General features: G+C 61.3%; 16 protein-coding genes. 13 read left to right on the top strand and 3 right to left on the bottom strand.

Annotation, left to right across the window (positions count from 1 at the left end):
- Positions 1–114: 114 nt before the first annotated feature.
- On the bottom strand, positions 115–420 hold the full coding sequence (locus tag ACEN93_RS23290; protein ID WP_039771396.1) for a DUF2288 domain-containing protein: 306 nt from the start codon (positions 418–420) through the stop codon (positions 115–117).
- A gap of 352 nt (positions 421–772) precedes the next feature.
- Here ACEN93_RS23290 and ACEN93_RS23285 point away from each other — a divergent pair, with 352 nt between their 5' ends.
- The 9 genes from ACEN93_RS23285 (at position 773) to ACEN93_RS23245 (ending at position 8417) form a co-directional block, all read left to right on the top strand.
- Positions 773–1900 (top strand): branched-chain amino acid ABC transporter substrate-binding protein, encoded by a 1128-nt coding sequence (locus tag ACEN93_RS23285; protein ID WP_085612372.1) that lies wholly within the window; start codon positions 773–775, stop codon positions 1898–1900.
- Positions 1901–2131: 231 nt separating this feature from the next.
- The gene (livH, locus tag ACEN93_RS23280) at positions 2132–3055 is read left to right on the top strand and encodes a high-affinity branched-chain amino acid ABC transporter permease LivH (RefSeq protein WP_007959165.1); all 924 of its coding nucleotides are present in this window, start codon (positions 2132–2134) and stop codon (positions 3053–3055) included.
- Positions 3052–4308, top strand: a complete 1257-nt coding sequence (locus ACEN93_RS23275; RefSeq protein ID WP_134334017.1) for a high-affinity branched-chain amino acid ABC transporter permease LivM — start codon at positions 3052–3054, stop codon at positions 4306–4308. The genes livH and ACEN93_RS23275 overlap by 4 nt, the downstream gene beginning before the upstream one ends.
- Positions 4305–5072, top strand: coding sequence for a high-affinity branched-chain amino acid ABC transporter ATP-binding protein LivG (gene livG, locus ACEN93_RS23270; protein ID WP_007959160.1), 768 nt, complete (start codon positions 4305–4307; stop codon positions 5070–5072). The genes ACEN93_RS23275 and livG overlap by 4 nt, the downstream gene beginning before the upstream one ends.
- A complete protein-coding gene (locus ACEN93_RS23265) occupies positions 5073–5774 on the top strand; it encodes an ABC transporter ATP-binding protein (RefSeq protein ID WP_003222380.1) in 702 nt (233 codons plus the stop codon). It begins immediately after the preceding gene.
- A gap of 157 nt (positions 5775–5931) precedes the next feature.
- Positions 5932–6237 carry a BufA1 family periplasmic bufferin-type metallophore gene (locus ACEN93_RS23260; RefSeq protein ID WP_011332799.1) on the top strand — a complete coding sequence of 102 codons (306 nt, stop codon included), beginning with the start codon at positions 5932–5934 and terminating at the stop codon, positions 6235–6237.
- A 25-nt stretch (positions 6238–6262) separates the two neighbouring features.
- On the top strand, positions 6263–7150 hold the full coding sequence (bufB, locus tag ACEN93_RS23255) for an MNIO family bufferin maturase (RefSeq protein WP_495610547.1): 888 nt from the start codon (positions 6263–6265) through the stop codon (positions 7148–7150).
- Positions 7147–7905, top strand: a complete 759-nt coding sequence (locus ACEN93_RS23250) for an HvfC/BufC N-terminal domain-containing protein (RefSeq protein ID WP_495610546.1) — start codon at positions 7147–7149, stop codon at positions 7903–7905. The genes bufB and ACEN93_RS23250 overlap by 4 nt, the downstream gene beginning before the upstream one ends.
- Entirely contained in the window at positions 7902–8417 is a 516-nt protein-coding gene (locus ACEN93_RS23245; RefSeq protein WP_495610545.1) for a DoxX family protein, read from the top strand. The genes ACEN93_RS23250 and ACEN93_RS23245 overlap by 4 nt, the downstream gene beginning before the upstream one ends.
- On the opposite strand, the gene ACEN93_RS23240 is transcribed toward ACEN93_RS23245, so the two are convergent.
- A complete protein-coding gene (locus ACEN93_RS23240; protein ID WP_085666818.1) occupies positions 8366–9274 on the bottom strand; it encodes a LysR family transcriptional regulator in 909 nt (302 codons plus the stop codon). The genes ACEN93_RS23245 and ACEN93_RS23240 overlap by 52 nt on opposite strands.
- Positions 9275–9377: 103 nt before the next feature.
- On the opposite strand from ACEN93_RS23240, the gene ACEN93_RS23235 reads away from it, so the two are divergent.
- The 3 genes from ACEN93_RS23235 to ACEN93_RS23225 all read left to right on the top strand — a co-directional run bounded on the left by ACEN93_RS23235 (position 9378) and on the right by ACEN93_RS23225 (position 12399).
- Complete coding sequence (locus ACEN93_RS23235) at positions 9378–9977, top strand: short chain dehydrogenase (protein WP_085666819.1); 600 nt, start codon at positions 9378–9380, stop codon at positions 9975–9977.
- A gap of 59 nt (positions 9978–10036) precedes the next feature.
- On the top strand, positions 10037–10690 hold the full coding sequence (locus tag ACEN93_RS23230) for a COG3650 family protein (RefSeq protein WP_064593947.1): 654 nt from the start codon (positions 10037–10039) through the stop codon (positions 10688–10690).
- Between the two features lie 95 nt (positions 10691–10785).
- Entirely contained in the window at positions 10786–12399 is a 1614-nt protein-coding gene (locus ACEN93_RS23225; RefSeq protein ID WP_085666820.1) for an NAD(P)/FAD-dependent oxidoreductase, read from the top strand.
- A 51-nt stretch (positions 12400–12450) separates the two neighbouring features.
- Here the strand turns inward: ACEN93_RS23225 and ACEN93_RS23220 are convergent, their stop codons facing one another.
- Complete coding sequence (locus tag ACEN93_RS23220; RefSeq protein ID WP_039771378.1) at positions 12451–13545, bottom strand: PLP-dependent cysteine synthase family protein; 1095 nt, start codon at positions 13543–13545, stop codon at positions 12451–12453.
- A 246-nt stretch (positions 13546–13791) separates the two neighbouring features.
- Between ACEN93_RS23220 and nhaA the strand changes: the two genes are divergently transcribed.
- Positions 13792–14976, top strand: a complete 1185-nt coding sequence (gene nhaA, locus ACEN93_RS23215; protein WP_495610544.1) for a Na+/H+ antiporter NhaA — start codon at positions 13792–13794, stop codon at positions 14974–14976.
- Positions 14977–14985: the final 9 nt, after the last annotated feature.

Below are 14985 nucleotides of genomic sequence, written 5' to 3'. Positions count from 1 at the left end.
ACGTCACCGTTATGCCACCCCCGCCTGTGGCATTTCTCTACGGCAATCGGCCATCACGCTACTCCGCTACACACTTTTTGCCGTTCAGCGCTCGCACCAACAAGGTGCAACCCGTCAGGTCGCTGCCCTTTCCTGGATCAGGATCCACGGCCGGACTACCACCGCCCACATCTCGGGATCACGCTCGAAGATATCCAGCGCCCGCGTTTCAGACAGCTTGGCGACCTTGTCTTCGGCCAGCCAGGCAGCGACTTTCTCGCCCTGATCCGACGCCACGGCCTCGGCGACCGCGATCAAATCCAGGCCGGCGTCGACCCACAATAGGGCACCCTGGGCATAGAAGCGCTCCAACTCTTTCCAGGTAATAGATGCGGTTTCACCAAGCAGCTTGGCATAGAGGGTGCTAGGTTCTTGATTCATGGGACTGTCCGGAAAAGAAATCGGCGCGAATGATAACGTCGGTGGTCCGGCAGAAAAACCCGGTTGCAAAAGGCCGTACCGAACGAAAAGAGCAGGAACGCCAAGGAATGCTGATGATTGGGGCATAAGCCCTCTGAACGTCCCGCCGCAATTCTGTCTTTTTCTTTCACTAAAGCGACACCCTCAGGTTTTGCCCCCTGGCGCCAGCTTCCCAGGCCAACAACCGGCGCTCTACACTGTACCGGTACAGTTGCCGGGGGCTTTTCCGGAGGGTATCGCCCAGATATCTGTCCCGGTTCTGCTGCTACGGCGTCAGGACTCTAAAAAAATACAACAGTAAGAGTGGAGCACTATGACTAAGGCTACTAAGCAGATTTCCAAACTGTTTGCCGCTATGGTTCTGGCCGGGGTTGCCAGCCATTCGTTCGCAGCTGACACCATCAAGATCGGTATCGCCGGCCCTAAAACCGGTCCAGTAGCCCAGTACGGCGACATGCAGTTCAGTGGCGCGAAAATGGCCATCGAACAGATCAACGCCAAGGGCGGCGTCGACGGCAAGAAGCTCGAAGCAGTTGAATACGATGACGCCTGCGATCCAAAACAAGCGGTAGCGGTCGCGAACAAGGTCGTCAACGACGGCGTCAAGTTCGTGGTCGGTCACCTGTGCTCCAGCTCCACCCAGCCTGCTTCGGACATCTACGAAGACGAAGGCGTGATCATGATCACCCCGGCTGCCACCAGCCCGGACATCACCAACCGTGGTTACAAAATGGTCTTCCGCACCATCGGTCTGGACAGCGCCCAGGGCCCTGCCGCCGGTAACTACATTGCCGATCACGTGAAGCCGAAAATCGTCGGCGTGCTGCACGACAAGCAGCAGTACGGTGAAGGCATCGCCACCGCCGTCAAATCCACCCTCGAGAAGAAAGGCACCAAGGTTGCCGTGTTCGAAGGCGTCAACGCCGGCGACAAGGACTTCTCCGCGATCATCGCCAAGCTCAAGCAAGCCAACGTCGACTTCGTCTACTACGGCGGCTACCACCCGGAGCTGGGCCTGATCCTGCGTCAAGCCCAGGAAAAAGGCCTGAAAGCCAGGTTCATGGGTCCGGAAGGCGTGGGTAACGACTCGATCACCCAGATCGCCAAGGACGCGTCCGAAGGCCTGCTGGTGACCCTGCCGAAGTCCTTCGACCAGGATCCGGCCAACGTGGCCCTGGCCGATGCATTCAAGGCCAAGAAAGAAGACCCGAGCGGTCCGTTCGTGTTCCCGTCCTACTCGGCCGTTGAAGTGATTGCCGAAGGTATCAAGGCTGCCAAGTCCGAAGATGCTGCCAAAGTGGCTGAAGCCATCCACAAAGGCACGTTCAAGACACCTACCGGCGACCTGAGCTTCGACGACAAGGGCGACCTGAAGGACTTCAAATTCGTGGTTTACGAGTGGCACAACGGCAAACCTAAAACCGAAGTGTCGCCTCAGTAAGGCGCTGCCTGACTGACTGCCAATAAAGCCCACGGCGTGCCGTGGGCTTTGTTTTACGAATGTATTGGGCCGCGCTGGCGTGATCCGCCAGTCTCCCCACCTGAAAATCTCAAAACCGTCATCAGCGGTTCGCTGGCAAAACCCGGATTCGAAGTGGATAAAGATCCACGGGACCGGGCGGGAAAATGACTCCACCAGTGAAATGCGTATCAGGTTTTTAGGAGCGCTGTAATGCCTGACATCTATCACTTCTTCCAACAGCTGGTTAACGGCTTGAACGTTGGCAGCATGTATGCCCTGATCGCCATCGGCTACACGATGGTCTACGGCATCATTGGAATGATCAACTTCGCCCACGGCGAGGTGTACATGATCGGTTCCTACGTGGCGTTCATCGCCATCGCCGGGCTGACCATGATGGGACTCGAAAGCGTCCCGCTGTTGATGACCGTGGCGTTCATCGCCAGCATCGTCGTCACCAGTTCCTACGGTTACAGCATCGAACGCATTGCCTACCGCCCGTTGCGCGGCAGCAACCGTCTGATCCCGCTGATTTCCGCGATCGGTATGTCGATCTTCCTGCAGAACACGGTTCTGCTGGCGCAAGACTCCAAGGACAAAGCAATCCCCAACCTGATTCCGGGCAACTTCGCCTTCGGCCCGGGTGGCGCACATGAAGTGCTGATTTCCTACATGCAAATCGTGGTGTTCGTGGTGACCCTGATCGCCATGCTCGGCCTCACGCTGTTCATCTCCCGCTCTCGCCTGGGCCGCGCCTGCCGCGCCTGCGCCGAAGACATCAAGATGGCCAACCTGCTGGGCATCAACACCAACAACATCATCGCCCTGACCTTCGTCATCGGTGCTGCGCTGGCGGCCGTCGCGGCCGTGCTGCTGAGCATGCAATACGGCGTGATCAACCCGAACGCCGGTTTCCTGGTCGGCCTCAAGGCCTTCACCGCCGCGGTACTGGGCGGAATCGGCAGCATCCCCGGCGCCATGCTCGGCGGGCTGGTGCTCGGGGTGGCGGAGGCCTTTGGCGCCGATATCTTCGGCGACCAGTACAAGGACGTCGTGGCTTTCGGCTTGTTGGTTCTGGTGCTGTTGTTCCGTCCGACCGGCATTCTGGGCCGTCCGGAGGTTGAGAAAGTATGACTAGGAATCTTAAACAGGCGCTGTTCAGCGCCTTGCTGGTCTGGGCCGTGGCCTATCCGGTACTGGGTCTGAAACTGACCATCGTCGGCATCAACCTGGAAGTGCACAACACCAGCCCGGCCATTCTGGCGACCATCGCCATCTGCTCGGTGCTGATGTTCCTGCGAGTGCTGTTCAACCAGCAGATCAGCAAGGCGTGGCGTTCTTCGCCGGGCATGCCGCTGATCCCGGCCAAGGCCAGCAACTTCCTGACCCTGCCTTCCACCCAGCGCTACTTCATCATCGCGCTGATCATCGGTGCGCTGGTGTGGCCGTTCTTCGGCTCCCGTGGCGCGGTGGACATCGCGACGCTGATCCTGATCTACGTGATGCTCGGCCTGGGCCTGAACATCGTGGTCGGTCTGGCCGGTCTGCTCGACCTGGGTTACGTCGGTTTCTACGCCGTCGGCGCCTACAGCTACGCGCTGCTGTCGCACTACTACGGCCTGAGCTTCTGGATCTGCCTGCCGATTGCCGGTCTGATGGCGGCGACGTTCGGCTTCCTGCTCGGCTTCCCGGTGTTGCGTCTGCGCGGCGACTACCTGGCGATCGTGACCCTCGGTTTCGGGGAAATCATCCGCCTGTTCCTGCGTAACCTGACCGACATCACCGGCGGCCCGAACGGCATCAGCAACATCGAGAAACCGACGTTCTTCGGCCTGACCTTCGAGCGCAAGGCTGCGGAAGGCCTGCAAACCTTCCACGAGTATTTCGGCCTGGAATACAACTCGATCAACAAGGTGATCTTCCTCTACCTGGTTGCTCTGCTGCTGGCGCTGGCTGCGCTGTTCATCATCAACCGCCTGCTGCGCATGCCGATCGGCCGTGCGTGGGAAGCGCTGCGTGAAGATGAGATCGCCTGCCGCGCGCTGGGTCTCAACCCGACCGTGATCAAGCTCTCGGCGTTCACCCTGGGCGCGAGCTTCGCCGGTTTCGCCGGCAGCTTCTTCGCCGCCCGTCAGGGTCTGGTGACGCCGGAATCGTTCACCTTCATCGAGTCCGCGATCATCCTCGCCATCGTGGTGCTGGGTGGCATGGGCTCGCAGCTGGGCGTGATTCTCGCGGCCGTGGTGATGATCCTGCTGCCGGAAATGATGCGTGAGTTCAGTGAGTACCGCATGTTGATGTTCGGCGCCCTGATGGTGCTGATGATGATCTGGCGACCTCAAGGTCTGCTGCCCATGCAACGTCCTCACATGGAGCTGCGCAAATGAGCCGCGAGATCCTGAAAGTCGAAAATCTGAGCATGCGCTTCGGCGGCCTGCTGGCGGTCAACGGCGTGGCCCTGACCGTGAAGGAAAAACAGGTGGTGGCACTGATCGGGCCGAACGGCGCCGGCAAGACCACCGTGTTCAACTGCCTGACCGGTTTCTACCAGCCATCGGGCGGCAGCATCCTGCTGGACGGCGAGCCGATCCACGGCCTGCCGGGCCACAAGATCGCCCTCAAAGGCGTGGTGCGCACCTTCCAGAACGTGCGCCTGTTCAAGGACATGACGGCGGTCGAGAATCTGTTGATCGCCCAGCACCGTCACCTGAACACCAACTTCCTGTCCGGCCTGTTCAAGACCCCGGCGTTTCGCAAGAGCGAGCGCGAGGCCATGGAGTTCGCCGAGTACTGGCTGGAAAAGGTCAACCTGAAAGAGTTCGCCAACCGCCCCGCCGGCACCCTGGCCTACGGTCAGCAGCGTCGTCTGGAAATCGCCCGCTGCATGATGACCCGTCCGCGGATCCTCATGCTCGACGAACCGGCCGCCGGCCTGAACCCGAAGGAAACCGAAGACCTCAAGGCGCTGATCAGCGTGCTGCGTGAAGAGCACAACGTGACCGTGCTGCTGATCGAACACGACATGAAACTGGTCATGAGCATTTCCGACCACATCGTCGTAATCAACCAGGGCACGCCCCTGGCCGACGGCACGCCGGAGCAGATCCGTGACAATCCTGAAGTGATCAAAGCCTACCTGGGGGAAGCGTAAATGCTGCAGTTCGAAAACGTTTCCACCTTCTACGGCAAGATCCAGGCCCTGCACAGCGTCAACGTCGAAGTCCGCCAGGGCGAGATCGTGACCCTGATCGGCGCCAACGGTGCCGGCAAGTCCACGCTGCTGATGACGCTGTGCGGTTCGCCGCAGGCCCACAGCGGCAGCATCCGCTACATGGGTGAGGAACTGGTCGGCCAGGACTCGTCGCAAATCATGCGCAAGAGCATCGCCGTGGTGCCGGAAGGTCGTCGGGTGTTTGCCCGTCTGACCGTCGAAGAAAACCTGTCCATGGGCGGATTCTTCACCGACAAGGGCGACTATCAGGAACAGATGGACAAGGTTCTCGGACTTTTCCCACGCCTGAAAGAACGCTTCAACCAGCGCGGCGGCACCATGTCCGGCGGCGAACAGCAAATGCTCGCCATCGGCCGTGCGCTGATGAGCAAGCCGAAACTGCTGCTGCTCGACGAACCGTCGCTGGGCCTGGCACCGATCATCATCCAGCAGATCTTCGACATCATCGAACAGCTGCGCAAGGACGGTGTGACGGTGTTCCTGGTCGAACAGAACGCCAACCAGGCGCTGAAAATCGCTGACCGTGCGTACGTTCTGGAGAACGGCCGGGTGGTGATGCAAGGCACCGGTGAAGCGCTGCTGACCGACCCGAAAGTACGCGAGGCGTACCTCGGCGGTTGATCGATCGCTTCAAACAAAAAACGGCCTTCGGGCCGTTTTTTTTGTGCCCGGCAAAAAACTTTTACCGATCGCTGTAACGCATCGCCGAGTCGTTTCTCTAGTGGGGCAAGCAAGCGCAATCGCTTGTTCAAACCCAAGTTCAAACCGGAGAAACATCATGACTGCTACCACCCGCACCCTGTCCGCCACCGCCCTGGTTCTTGCCCTCGGTTCCGCCCTGAGCATCGCTGCCGTCTCCACCGCCCACGCCGCTGACGACAACATGGAAAAATGCTTCGGCGTGGCCATGAAAGGCAAGAACGATTGCGCCGCAGGCGCGGGCACCACCTGTGCCGGCACCGCGAAAATGGATCATCAGGCCAACGCCTGGAAACTGGTCCCGAAAGGCACCTGCACCACCACTGAAAGCAAAACCTCGCCGACCGGTTTCGGTCAGCTCGAAGCGTTCAAAGCCAAGTCCTGATCCGGGAGCCGCCCGAGTGTCGATCATGATCACATCCTGCGACCATGCCTTGCGCCGCACTCGGGCAGCCCTCACCGGGCTCCCGTCCCGTGCCGGGCTGGGGCTCAAGAGCGAGCACTTCAGCGAAGTGCTCGACTCACGTCCGGACATCGGTTTCTTCGAAGTCCACGCCGAAAACTACATGGTGGCCGGCGGACCGTTTCACCACTTTCTGGGTTTGATCCGCGAGGCGTATCCGCTGTCGCTGCATGGGGTCGGGCTGTCCATCGGTGCCGAAGGCCCGCTGGATGTCCAGCACCTCAAACGCCTGGCCGCGCTGATCGAGCGCTATCAACCCCACTCCTTTTCCGAACACCTGGCCTGGTCGAGCCATGGACCGGTGTTTCTCAATGACTTGTTGCCCCTGGCCTACGACACGCCGACGCTGAACCGCGTCTGCGACCACATCGACCAGGTACAAAGCACCCTCAAACGTCCGATGCTGCTGGAAAACCCGGCGACCTATCTGGCGTTCCAGCGCTCGACCATCGACGAAGCCGATTTCATCCGTGAAGTCATCCGACGCACTGGCTGCGGGCTGTTGCTGGACGTGAACAATGTCTACGTCTCGTGCATCAACCATCAGCGCGATCCCCTGACTTACCTCGATGCACTGCCGCTGCACGCGGTAGGCGAGGTTCATCTGGCGGGGTTTGCCGAAGATTCCGACAGCCTCGGTGATCGCTTGCTGATTGACGATCACGGCGCGCCTATCGATCAAGCCGTCTGGTCGTTGTATCGAAAAGCGCTGGAACGTGCCGGCCCGGTGGCGACGCTGATCGAACGGGACAATCAGGTGCCGGCCTTCAAGGTGCTGTTGGCCGAAGCGCATCAGGCCGATGAGCTGTTGCTGTGCGCGGGAGGTCGGCCATGAACACTCAAGCCGCATTCAGCGCAGCGTTGCTCGATATCGACCTGCCCTGCCCCGACGGTTTGTGCAGCGCCAACGGCGCCGATCCGGCCAGCCGTTTCGCGGTGTACCGCAACAACGTGCAGGGTTCGCAGATCAACGCATTGACCGACAGTTATCCCGTGGTGATGCAGTTGGTGGGGGACGAATTCTTCCGGGCCATGGCCGGAATTTTCGTGCAAAGCCATCCGCCACGCAGTCCATTGATGAGTGACTACGGCAGTGAGCTGGCGGATTTCATCAGCAGCTTCGAACCTGCCTTGAGCGTCCCCTATCTGGCCGATGTCGCGCGACTGGAACGCCTGCGTACGCTGGCCTATCACGCGGCCGATGCGTTGCCCCTGAGTCAGGAGCGGATCGCCACTGTATTTGCAGACGCCGATGCGCTGAATGAACTGCGCATTGGCCTGCACCCTTCGCTGTATCTGCTCGATTCAAACTTCGCCGTGGTGGACATCTGGGCGGCGCATCAGCACGACGCGACCCTGGCCGGGATCAATCTGCATCACGCCCAACACGCGTTGATCCTGCGCAATGGACTGGAAGTCGAGGTGTTCGCCGTGGATCGCGGCGCCAGTCAATTTATTCGCCAGCTCAAGACCGGCCTGTCACTGACCCGGGCACTGGAGTCCACCGAGGCCTTCGACCTCAGCCAGACCCTCGCCCTGCTGATCAGTCGCCAAGTCATCACTCATTTCCATCCAAAGGTGTCGTCATGAACAGCCTCATTGTCCGCGCCATCGCGCTGCTGGAAAAAATCCCCCACAGTCCGATCGCTTTCATCGCGCGTTTTTCCATCGCGGCGGTGTTCTGGAAATCCGGGCAGACCAAGGTCGAAGGGCTGGCCGTCGACCTGATCGACGGCACCTTCGAGTTCGGCTGGCCGCGCCTGGCCGACTCGACGATTCCACTGTTCAAGAGCGAATACCCCGTGCCGCTGCTGTCGCCGGAAATCGCCGCGCATCTGGCAGCGTTCGCCGAACACTTTTTCCCGATCCTGATCCTCATCGGCTTCGCCACGCGCTTTTCGGCGTTGGCATTGCTGGGCATGACCCTGACCATTCAGCTGTTCGTGTATCCGGATGCCTACCCGACCCACGGCGCCTGGATGGCGGTGTTGCTGTACCTGATGGCCACCGGACCGGGCAAACTGTCGATCGACCACCTGATCGCCCGGCACTACAACCGGTCCAGCGCCTCGCCGCTGAGCTTGAACCAGCCGATCAGATAATCCGCCAGCACTTGGGTGCGTTTCGGTAACCCGCCCTGGTACGGATGCACCAGGTACATCGGCATGCGGCGGGTCTGAAAATCGCGAAGGAGCCAGCGCAATCGGCCGTCAGCCAATTCCGCCTGCAGCAGATAGGAAGGCAGGCGGGCAATGCCGGCGCCAGCCAGAGCGGCTTTCTTCAACAGGTTGTAGTGATTGCTGGCGAACGGCCCCGACACCCGCACCCGCAGCAGTTCATGCTGCTGGTGATAAAGCCATTCCTCGCGACCGCTGTAGTGACTGTTGAGCAGGCAACGGTGTTCGGCCAGCGCCTGCGGCGTCAGCGGCTCACCAAAGCGCTCCAGATATTCAGGGCTGGCGCAGGTCATTTCCTGCCAGGCCAGCAACGGCTTGGCCACCAGTCGCTCGTCATTGGCCACTTCAGTGCGGATCGCCAGATCGAAACCTTCGCGGGACAGGTCTCGGTAGCTGTTGCTCAGCTCCAGTTCGATCTGCACTTCAGGGTATTTCCGGGAAAACTCCAGCAGCAGACCGTCGAAGAAGGTTTCCCCCAGCGACACCGGAACCGTCATACGCACCGGGCCGGCCATGTCGTCCTTCAATCGCGCCAAAGCCTGACGGGCTCGCTCCACCTGGACTACAAGTGCCTGAGCCTGTGGCAATAACGCCGCGCCGGCCGCTGTCAGGCTCAGCCGACGCGTGGTGCGTTGCAGCAACACCACGGAAAACCGCGCCTCCAGCTGACTGATGCGCTTGGACAACTGTCCCTTGCTGCACCCTAGTTGCTGCGCCGCCAGGGTAAAGCTGCCCGCCTCGATCAACACCGCGAACGCCGCCAGATCATCCATCTCGCTCATGGATTGTTTCCATTTGAAAACCAAAGGTTGCCCATTAGTGCGCTTATCCGCAGAAAAAACCACTCTAGACTGAAACCTCGTTCAATCACTTGAGGCAATCACGATGAAAATTCTGTTGATCGGCGCGGGCGGCACCATCGGTTCGGCCGTGGACAAAGAGCTGTCGCAGCGTCATGAAGTCATTCGTATCGGTCGCAGCAGCGGCGATTTGCAGGTGGATATCAGCGACAGCGCATCGATCCGCAAGCTGTTCGAACAGACCGGCAAGTTCGACGCGCTGGTCTGCGCCGCCGGCAACGTAACCTTCGCCCCGTTGGGTGACATGACCGAAGACAGCTTCGCCCTCGGCCTGAAAGACAAGTTGATGGGCCAGGTCAATCTGCTGCTGATCGGCCGCGAATTCGCCAACGACGGCGCCTCGTTCACCTTCACCACCGGCGTGCTCAGCCACGATCCGATCCGCAGCGGCGCCTCGGCTGCACTGGTCAACGGCGCGCTGGACAGCTTCGTGCGCGCCGCCGCCATCGAGCTGCCACGCGGTCTGCGCGTGAACTCGATCAGCCCGACCGTGCTGGTCGAAGCCATGGGCAGCTACGCCCCGTACTTCCGTGGCTACAAGCCGGTTCCTGCGGCGGATGTGGCATTGGCCTACGCCAAGAGTGTCGAAGGCTTGCAGACAGGTCAGACATTTCACGTGGGCTAAACCCTTGTGATGAACGGTCAGCCTGCGTAACGTGGCGGCACTTGTCTGGAGAGCCGAAGATGCGTGTTGCCCGTTCCCTGATCGTTGTTGCCCTGCTCCCGTTGTTTGCCGCGTGCCAGTTGTTCGATGGGGCGCGGGAAAGCGCCTCCCACGTCGGCCAGACGCGGATGCAGGGGCAACTGACCGCTGCCGACGGCAAACTGGTGTTCCAGGCCTGCGGCGAGCAGCGCCAATACGTAGTCAATGACATCGGCGGCACCAGCGTCCTGCAAGAGGCCGCCACGCTGGCCGATGAGCAGGGCAAACTGTTCGCCGACGTACGCGGGAAGATCGCCGGCGATCGCCTCGACCTGACCCAGCTCTATCGCGTCGAACGCTCCGGCACCGCCTGCGACGATCCCAACTTCAAACAGCTGATCCTGCGCGCCGCCGGCCATGGCCCGGAATGGAACGTAAAAGTCAGCGGCAAGGGCCTGGTCATCGACCGCGAAGGCCAGCCGCCGCTCGCCGTGCCTTACGTCGAAGAACAACTGGGCGATGGCCGCTTCAACCTCAGCAGCGAAGCCAACAACCAGCGCATCGAACTGTGGGTGGCGCCGCAGCGCTGCGTCGACAGCAGCACCGGCAGCGTGCAGCACATGAGCGCCGAGTTGCGTATCGACGGCCAGGTACAGCGCGGTTGCGGGTATTTCGGCGGCTCGCGCAACGACTGATCGTTTTACCCTCACGGGATCCGGCCGATGCGGCTTATAATCGCCGCCTTCAAACGCCCTGGCGCAGTTGTGCGCCCCGCGAACCGGATCCTGTCATGTTACGAATCACCGAACTCAAGCTGCCGATCGACCATCCCGACGAAGACCTGCGCGCTGCCATCGTGCAACGCCTGGGCATTGCCAGCGATGACCTGCTCGACTTCACCTTGTTCAAGCGCAGCTACGATGCGCGCAAAAAGTCCTCCGAACTGTGCTTCATCTACACCATCGACCTCGAAGTGCGCGACGAGGCCAAAGTGTTGGGCAAGTTCGCCGACGACCGTAACGTCAACGTGGCGCCGGATGTCAGCTACAAATTCGTCGGCCAGGCGCCGAGCGACCTGAGCCAGCGCCCGATCGTGGTCGGTTTCGGTCCGTGCGGGATCTTCGCCGGCCTGCTGCTGGCGCAGATGGGCTTCAAGCCGATCATCCTCGAACGCGGCACCGAAGTGCGCCAGCGCACCAAGGACACCTGGGGCCTGTGGCGCAAAAGCGTGCTCAACCCCGAGTCCAACGTGCAGTTCGGCGAAGGCGGCGCGGGCACGTTCTCCGACGGCAAGCTGTACAGCCAGATCAAGGATCCGAAATTCCTCGGCCGTAAAGTCCTGCACGAGTTCGTCAAGGCCGGTGCGCCGGAAGAAATCCTCTACGTCAGCAAACCGCACATCGGTACGTTCCGTCTGACCGGCATGGTCGAGACCATGCGCGAAGAAATCCGCGCCCTCGGCGGTGAAGTGCGCTTCCAGGAACGCGTCACCGACGTGCTGATCGAAGACGGCCAACTGGTCGGCGTCGAGCTGGCCAGCGGCGAAATCCTGCATTCGAAACACGTGGTCCTGGCCCTCGGCCACAGTGCCCGCGACACCTTCCGCATGCTCCACAGCCGTGGCGTGTTCATGGAAGCCAAGCCGTTCTCGGTGGGTTTCCGGATCGAGCACCCGCAATCGCTGATCGACCGCGCGCGTCTGGGCAAGTACGCCGGTCACCCCAAGTTGGGCGCCGCCGACTACAAACTGGTGCACCACGCCAGGAACGGCCGTTCGGTCTACAGCTTCTGCATGTGCCCGGGCGGCACCGTGGTGGCGGCGACCTCCGAGCCGAACCGCGTGGTCACCAACGGCATGAGCCAGTACTCGCGTAATGAGCGCAACGCAAACTCCGGCATCGTCGTCGGCATCACTCCTGAAGTCGATTATCCGGGCGGCCCGCTGGCCGGGATCGAGTTGCAGGAACGTCTGGAGTCCCACGCCTTCATCCTCGGCGGCAGTGACTACAAGGCACCGGCGCAACTGGTCGGCGACTTCATCAACGACATTCCTTCGACCGAACTGGGCGAAGTCGAACCGTCGTACAAACCGGGCGTGGCCCTGGGCGATCTGGCCCTTGCCCTGCCGGACTTCGCCATCGAAGCGATCCGCGAAGCACTGCCAGCGTTCGAGAAGCAGATACGCGGTTATTCGCTGCACGATGCAGTGCTGACCGGAATCGAGACCCGCACCTCGTCACCGCTGCGCATCACGCGTAACGAGGCGCTGCAGAGCATGAACGTCAAAGGGCTGTTCCCGGCCGGTGAAGGCGCGGGTTATGCGGGCGGGATTCTGTCGGCGGGTGTTGACGGGATTCGGATTGCGGAAGCAGTGGCGCGTGACATCCTCGGTCTCGAGGCCTGACACCGGAAAATTGTGGGAGCGGGCTTGCTCCCACATCAGGTTCCGGGTGTATCAAATATTGGCGCGCAGAACCGAGGTCGGCAGCGCCTCACCCCTCTCGGCACTCGCCGCTACAGCCGCCATCAATCCCTCCAGCTCATAGCCCTGCGCCTTGAGCCACGCCTGATCGTAATAGGTGTCCGCATAGCGCTCGCCGCCATCGCACAGGATCGCCACGATCGAGCCTGACTCCCCCGCCGCTTTCATCTGCTGCGCCGCCATCAGCGCGCCGATCAGGTTGGTGCCGCTCGACCCGCCCACATGCCGGCCCAGACGCTGCGCCAGGTAATGCATGGCCGCCAGCGACAACGCATCCGGCACCTTGACCATCGCGTCGATCACCTTGGGCAGGAACGACGCCTCCACCCGAGGCCGGCCGATGCCTTCGATCCGCGAACCGTGGTCCAGACGCAAACTCGCGTCGCCAGTCTGGTAAAAATCGAAGAACACCGAACGCTCGGCATCAGCGCACAGCACGCGGGTGCAGTGCTGGCGATAACGCACGTAACGCCCGAGGGTCGCGGTGGTGCCGCCGGTGCCGGGGCTGGAGATCAGCCAGGCCGGGCATGGATGCTGTTCGTAGCGCATTTGCTGGAAGATCGATTCGGCGATGTTGTTGTTTGCCCGCCAGTCGGTGGCGCGCTCGGCGTAGGTGAACTGGTCGATGAAGTGACCGTCGTGTTCGCGGGCCAGGCGTTCGGATTCGGCGTAGATCTGGGTCGGATCATCCACCAGATGACTCTGGCCACCGTAGAAGGCGATCTGCGCAATCTTTTCCTTGGAAGTGGTCGCCGGCATCACCGCAATGAACGGCAGGCCGAGCATCCGCGCGAAGTACGCTTCGGAAATCGCCGTCGAACCACTGGACGCCTCGATCACCGGCGCGCCGGGCTTGAGCCAGCCGTTACACAAGGCGTAGAGAAACAGCGAACGGGCCAGTCGATGCTTGAGGCTGCCGGTCGGGTGGCTGGACTCGTCCTTGAAATACAACTCGATGCCCGGAAAACCCGGCAGCGGCAAGGGGATCAGGTGGGTGTCGGCGCTGCGCTGGAAGTCCGCTTCGATGATCCGGATGGCTTCGCGGGCCCACTGTCGGTTGTCGCTCATGGCTGTCGTTCTCGTTGAATCGGGCAGAAGTGCCTTCACAGGCTCAGCCCCCAAGCTTAGGAAAAAACCTACGGCACCGACAGATACAGCTGAACTTCAATCCCTTGGGCAACTGCTAGGCTCTCCTGCACGTGGGGCCGATGCCCTGCAATCATATATAACAAAAAAGAATATAACTTTTGTTTTAACAACTAACGGTACGGGTTAGGGTGTGCCACCTTTTGACTTTATCGATGGAGAGCGACCTTGCCTCTGCGTAGCACTTTCACGCGTTTCTTTCAGTTGGAAGCTGCCAGCGGTCTGTTACTGATCGCCGCAGCCATCCTGGCTCTGATCATCAACAACTCGCCGCTGTCGTGGTTGTACAACGGCCTGCTCGACACCCCGGTGGTGGCGCAGATCGGCGCGTTGAAGATCGCCAAACCCTTGCTGCTGTGGATCAACGACGGTCTGATGGCGCTGTTCTTCCTGCTGATCGGCCTGGAAGTGAAGCGCGAAGTCCTCGACGGCCAGCTGTCGAAACCGTCGCAGATCGTCCTGCCCGGCGCGGCGGCTATCGGCGGCATGCTGGTGCCGGCGCTGATCTACTGGTTTCTCAACCGTGACAATCCCGCAGCCCTGGATGGCTGGGCGATTCCGACCGCCACCGACATCGCCTTCGCCCTTGGCGTACTGGCCTTGCTCGGCAAGCGCGTGCCGGTGTCGCTGAAGCTGTTCCTGATGACCCTGGCAATCATCGATGACCTCGGTGCCATCGTGATCATTGCGATCTTCTACTCCGGTGAGCTCTCGACCCTGTCGCTGGGCCTGGCGGCCGCCTGCATCGCGGCGCTGGTGGCGATGAACCGGCTCGGCGTGGTCAAACTCGGGCCGTACATGATCATCGGTCTGATCCTCTGGGTCTGCGTGCTCAAGAGCGGTGTCCATGCGACGCTGGCCGGCGTGACCCTGGCGTTCTGCATCCCGCTGCGCACCAAGAATGCCGAGCCTTCGCCGCTATTGGCCCTCGAACACGCCCTGCACCCGTGGGTCGCCTACGGCATTCTGCCGCTGTTCGCCTTCGCCAACGCCGGCCTGTCGCTGACCGGCGTGACCGCCGAAAGCTTCACCCACCATGTCCCGATGGGCATCGCCGTCGGCCTGCTGCTGGGCAAGACCCTCGGCGTGTTCGGCCTGACCTGGCTCGCCGTAAAAATCGGCATCGCCGCCCTGCCCCAAGGCGCCAACTGGGGCCAGGTGCTGGGCGTGGCGATCCTCTGCGGGATCGGCTTCACCATGAGCCTGTTTGTCGGCTCCCTCGCCTTCGTGCCGGGCGCCAGTGAATACGCCGGGATGGACCGGATGGGCATTCTCACCGGGTCGGTGTTCGCGGCATTGATCGGTTATGCGGTGACATTGGCGGCGAGCAGAAAGAACAGCGCGCTGCGATAGCCGTAGCGA

Source organism: Pseudomonas sp. Pseusp21 (assembly GCF_059492145.1).
This window is presented reverse-complemented; position numbering and strand designations above follow the sequence as displayed.

Excerpts from the sequence above, each read along its gene's own strand:
- livG (WP_007959160.1), top strand. The coding sequence starts at position 4,305 with ATGAGCCGCGAGATCCTGAAAGTCGAAAATCTGAGCATGCGCTTCGGC.
- bufB (WP_495610547.1), top strand. The coding sequence starts at position 6,263 with ATGATCACATCCTGCGACCATGCCTTGCGCCGCACTCGGGCAGCCCTC.
- ACEN93_RS23250 (WP_495610546.1), top strand. The coding sequence starts at position 7,147 with ATGAACACTCAAGCCGCATTCAGCGCAGCGTTGCTCGATATCGACCTG.
- ACEN93_RS23245 (WP_495610545.1), top strand. The coding sequence starts at position 7,902 with ATGAACAGCCTCATTGTCCGCGCCATCGCGCTGCTGGAAAAAATCCCC.
- livH (WP_007959165.1), top strand. The coding sequence starts at position 2,132 with ATGCCTGACATCTATCACTTCTTCCAACAGCTGGTTAACGGCTTGAAC.
- ACEN93_RS23290 (WP_039771396.1), bottom strand. The coding sequence starts at position 420 with ATGAATCAAGAACCTAGCACCCTCTATGCCAAGCTGCTTGGTGAAACC.
- ACEN93_RS23235 (WP_085666819.1), top strand. The coding sequence starts at position 9,378 with ATGAAAATTCTGTTGATCGGCGCGGGCGGCACCATCGGTTCGGCCGTG.
- ACEN93_RS23285 (WP_085612372.1), top strand. The coding sequence starts at position 773 with ATGACTAAGGCTACTAAGCAGATTTCCAAACTGTTTGCCGCTATGGTT.
- ACEN93_RS23260 (WP_011332799.1), top strand. The coding sequence starts at position 5,932 with ATGACTGCTACCACCCGCACCCTGTCCGCCACCGCCCTGGTTCTTGCC.
- ACEN93_RS23265 (WP_003222380.1), top strand. The coding sequence starts at position 5,073 with ATGCTGCAGTTCGAAAACGTTTCCACCTTCTACGGCAAGATCCAGGCC.
- ACEN93_RS23225 (WP_085666820.1), top strand. The coding sequence starts at position 10,786 with ATGTTACGAATCACCGAACTCAAGCTGCCGATCGACCATCCCGACGAA.
- ACEN93_RS23275 (WP_134334017.1), top strand. The coding sequence starts at position 3,052 with ATGACTAGGAATCTTAAACAGGCGCTGTTCAGCGCCTTGCTGGTCTGG.
- ACEN93_RS23230 (WP_064593947.1), top strand. The coding sequence starts at position 10,037 with ATGCGTGTTGCCCGTTCCCTGATCGTTGTTGCCCTGCTCCCGTTGTTT.
- ACEN93_RS23240 (WP_085666818.1), bottom strand. The coding sequence starts at position 9,274 with ATGAGCGAGATGGATGATCTGGCGGCGTTCGCGGTGTTGATCGAGGCG.
- ACEN93_RS23220 (WP_039771378.1), bottom strand. The coding sequence starts at position 13,545 with ATGAGCGACAACCGACAGTGGGCCCGCGAAGCCATCCGGATCATCGAA.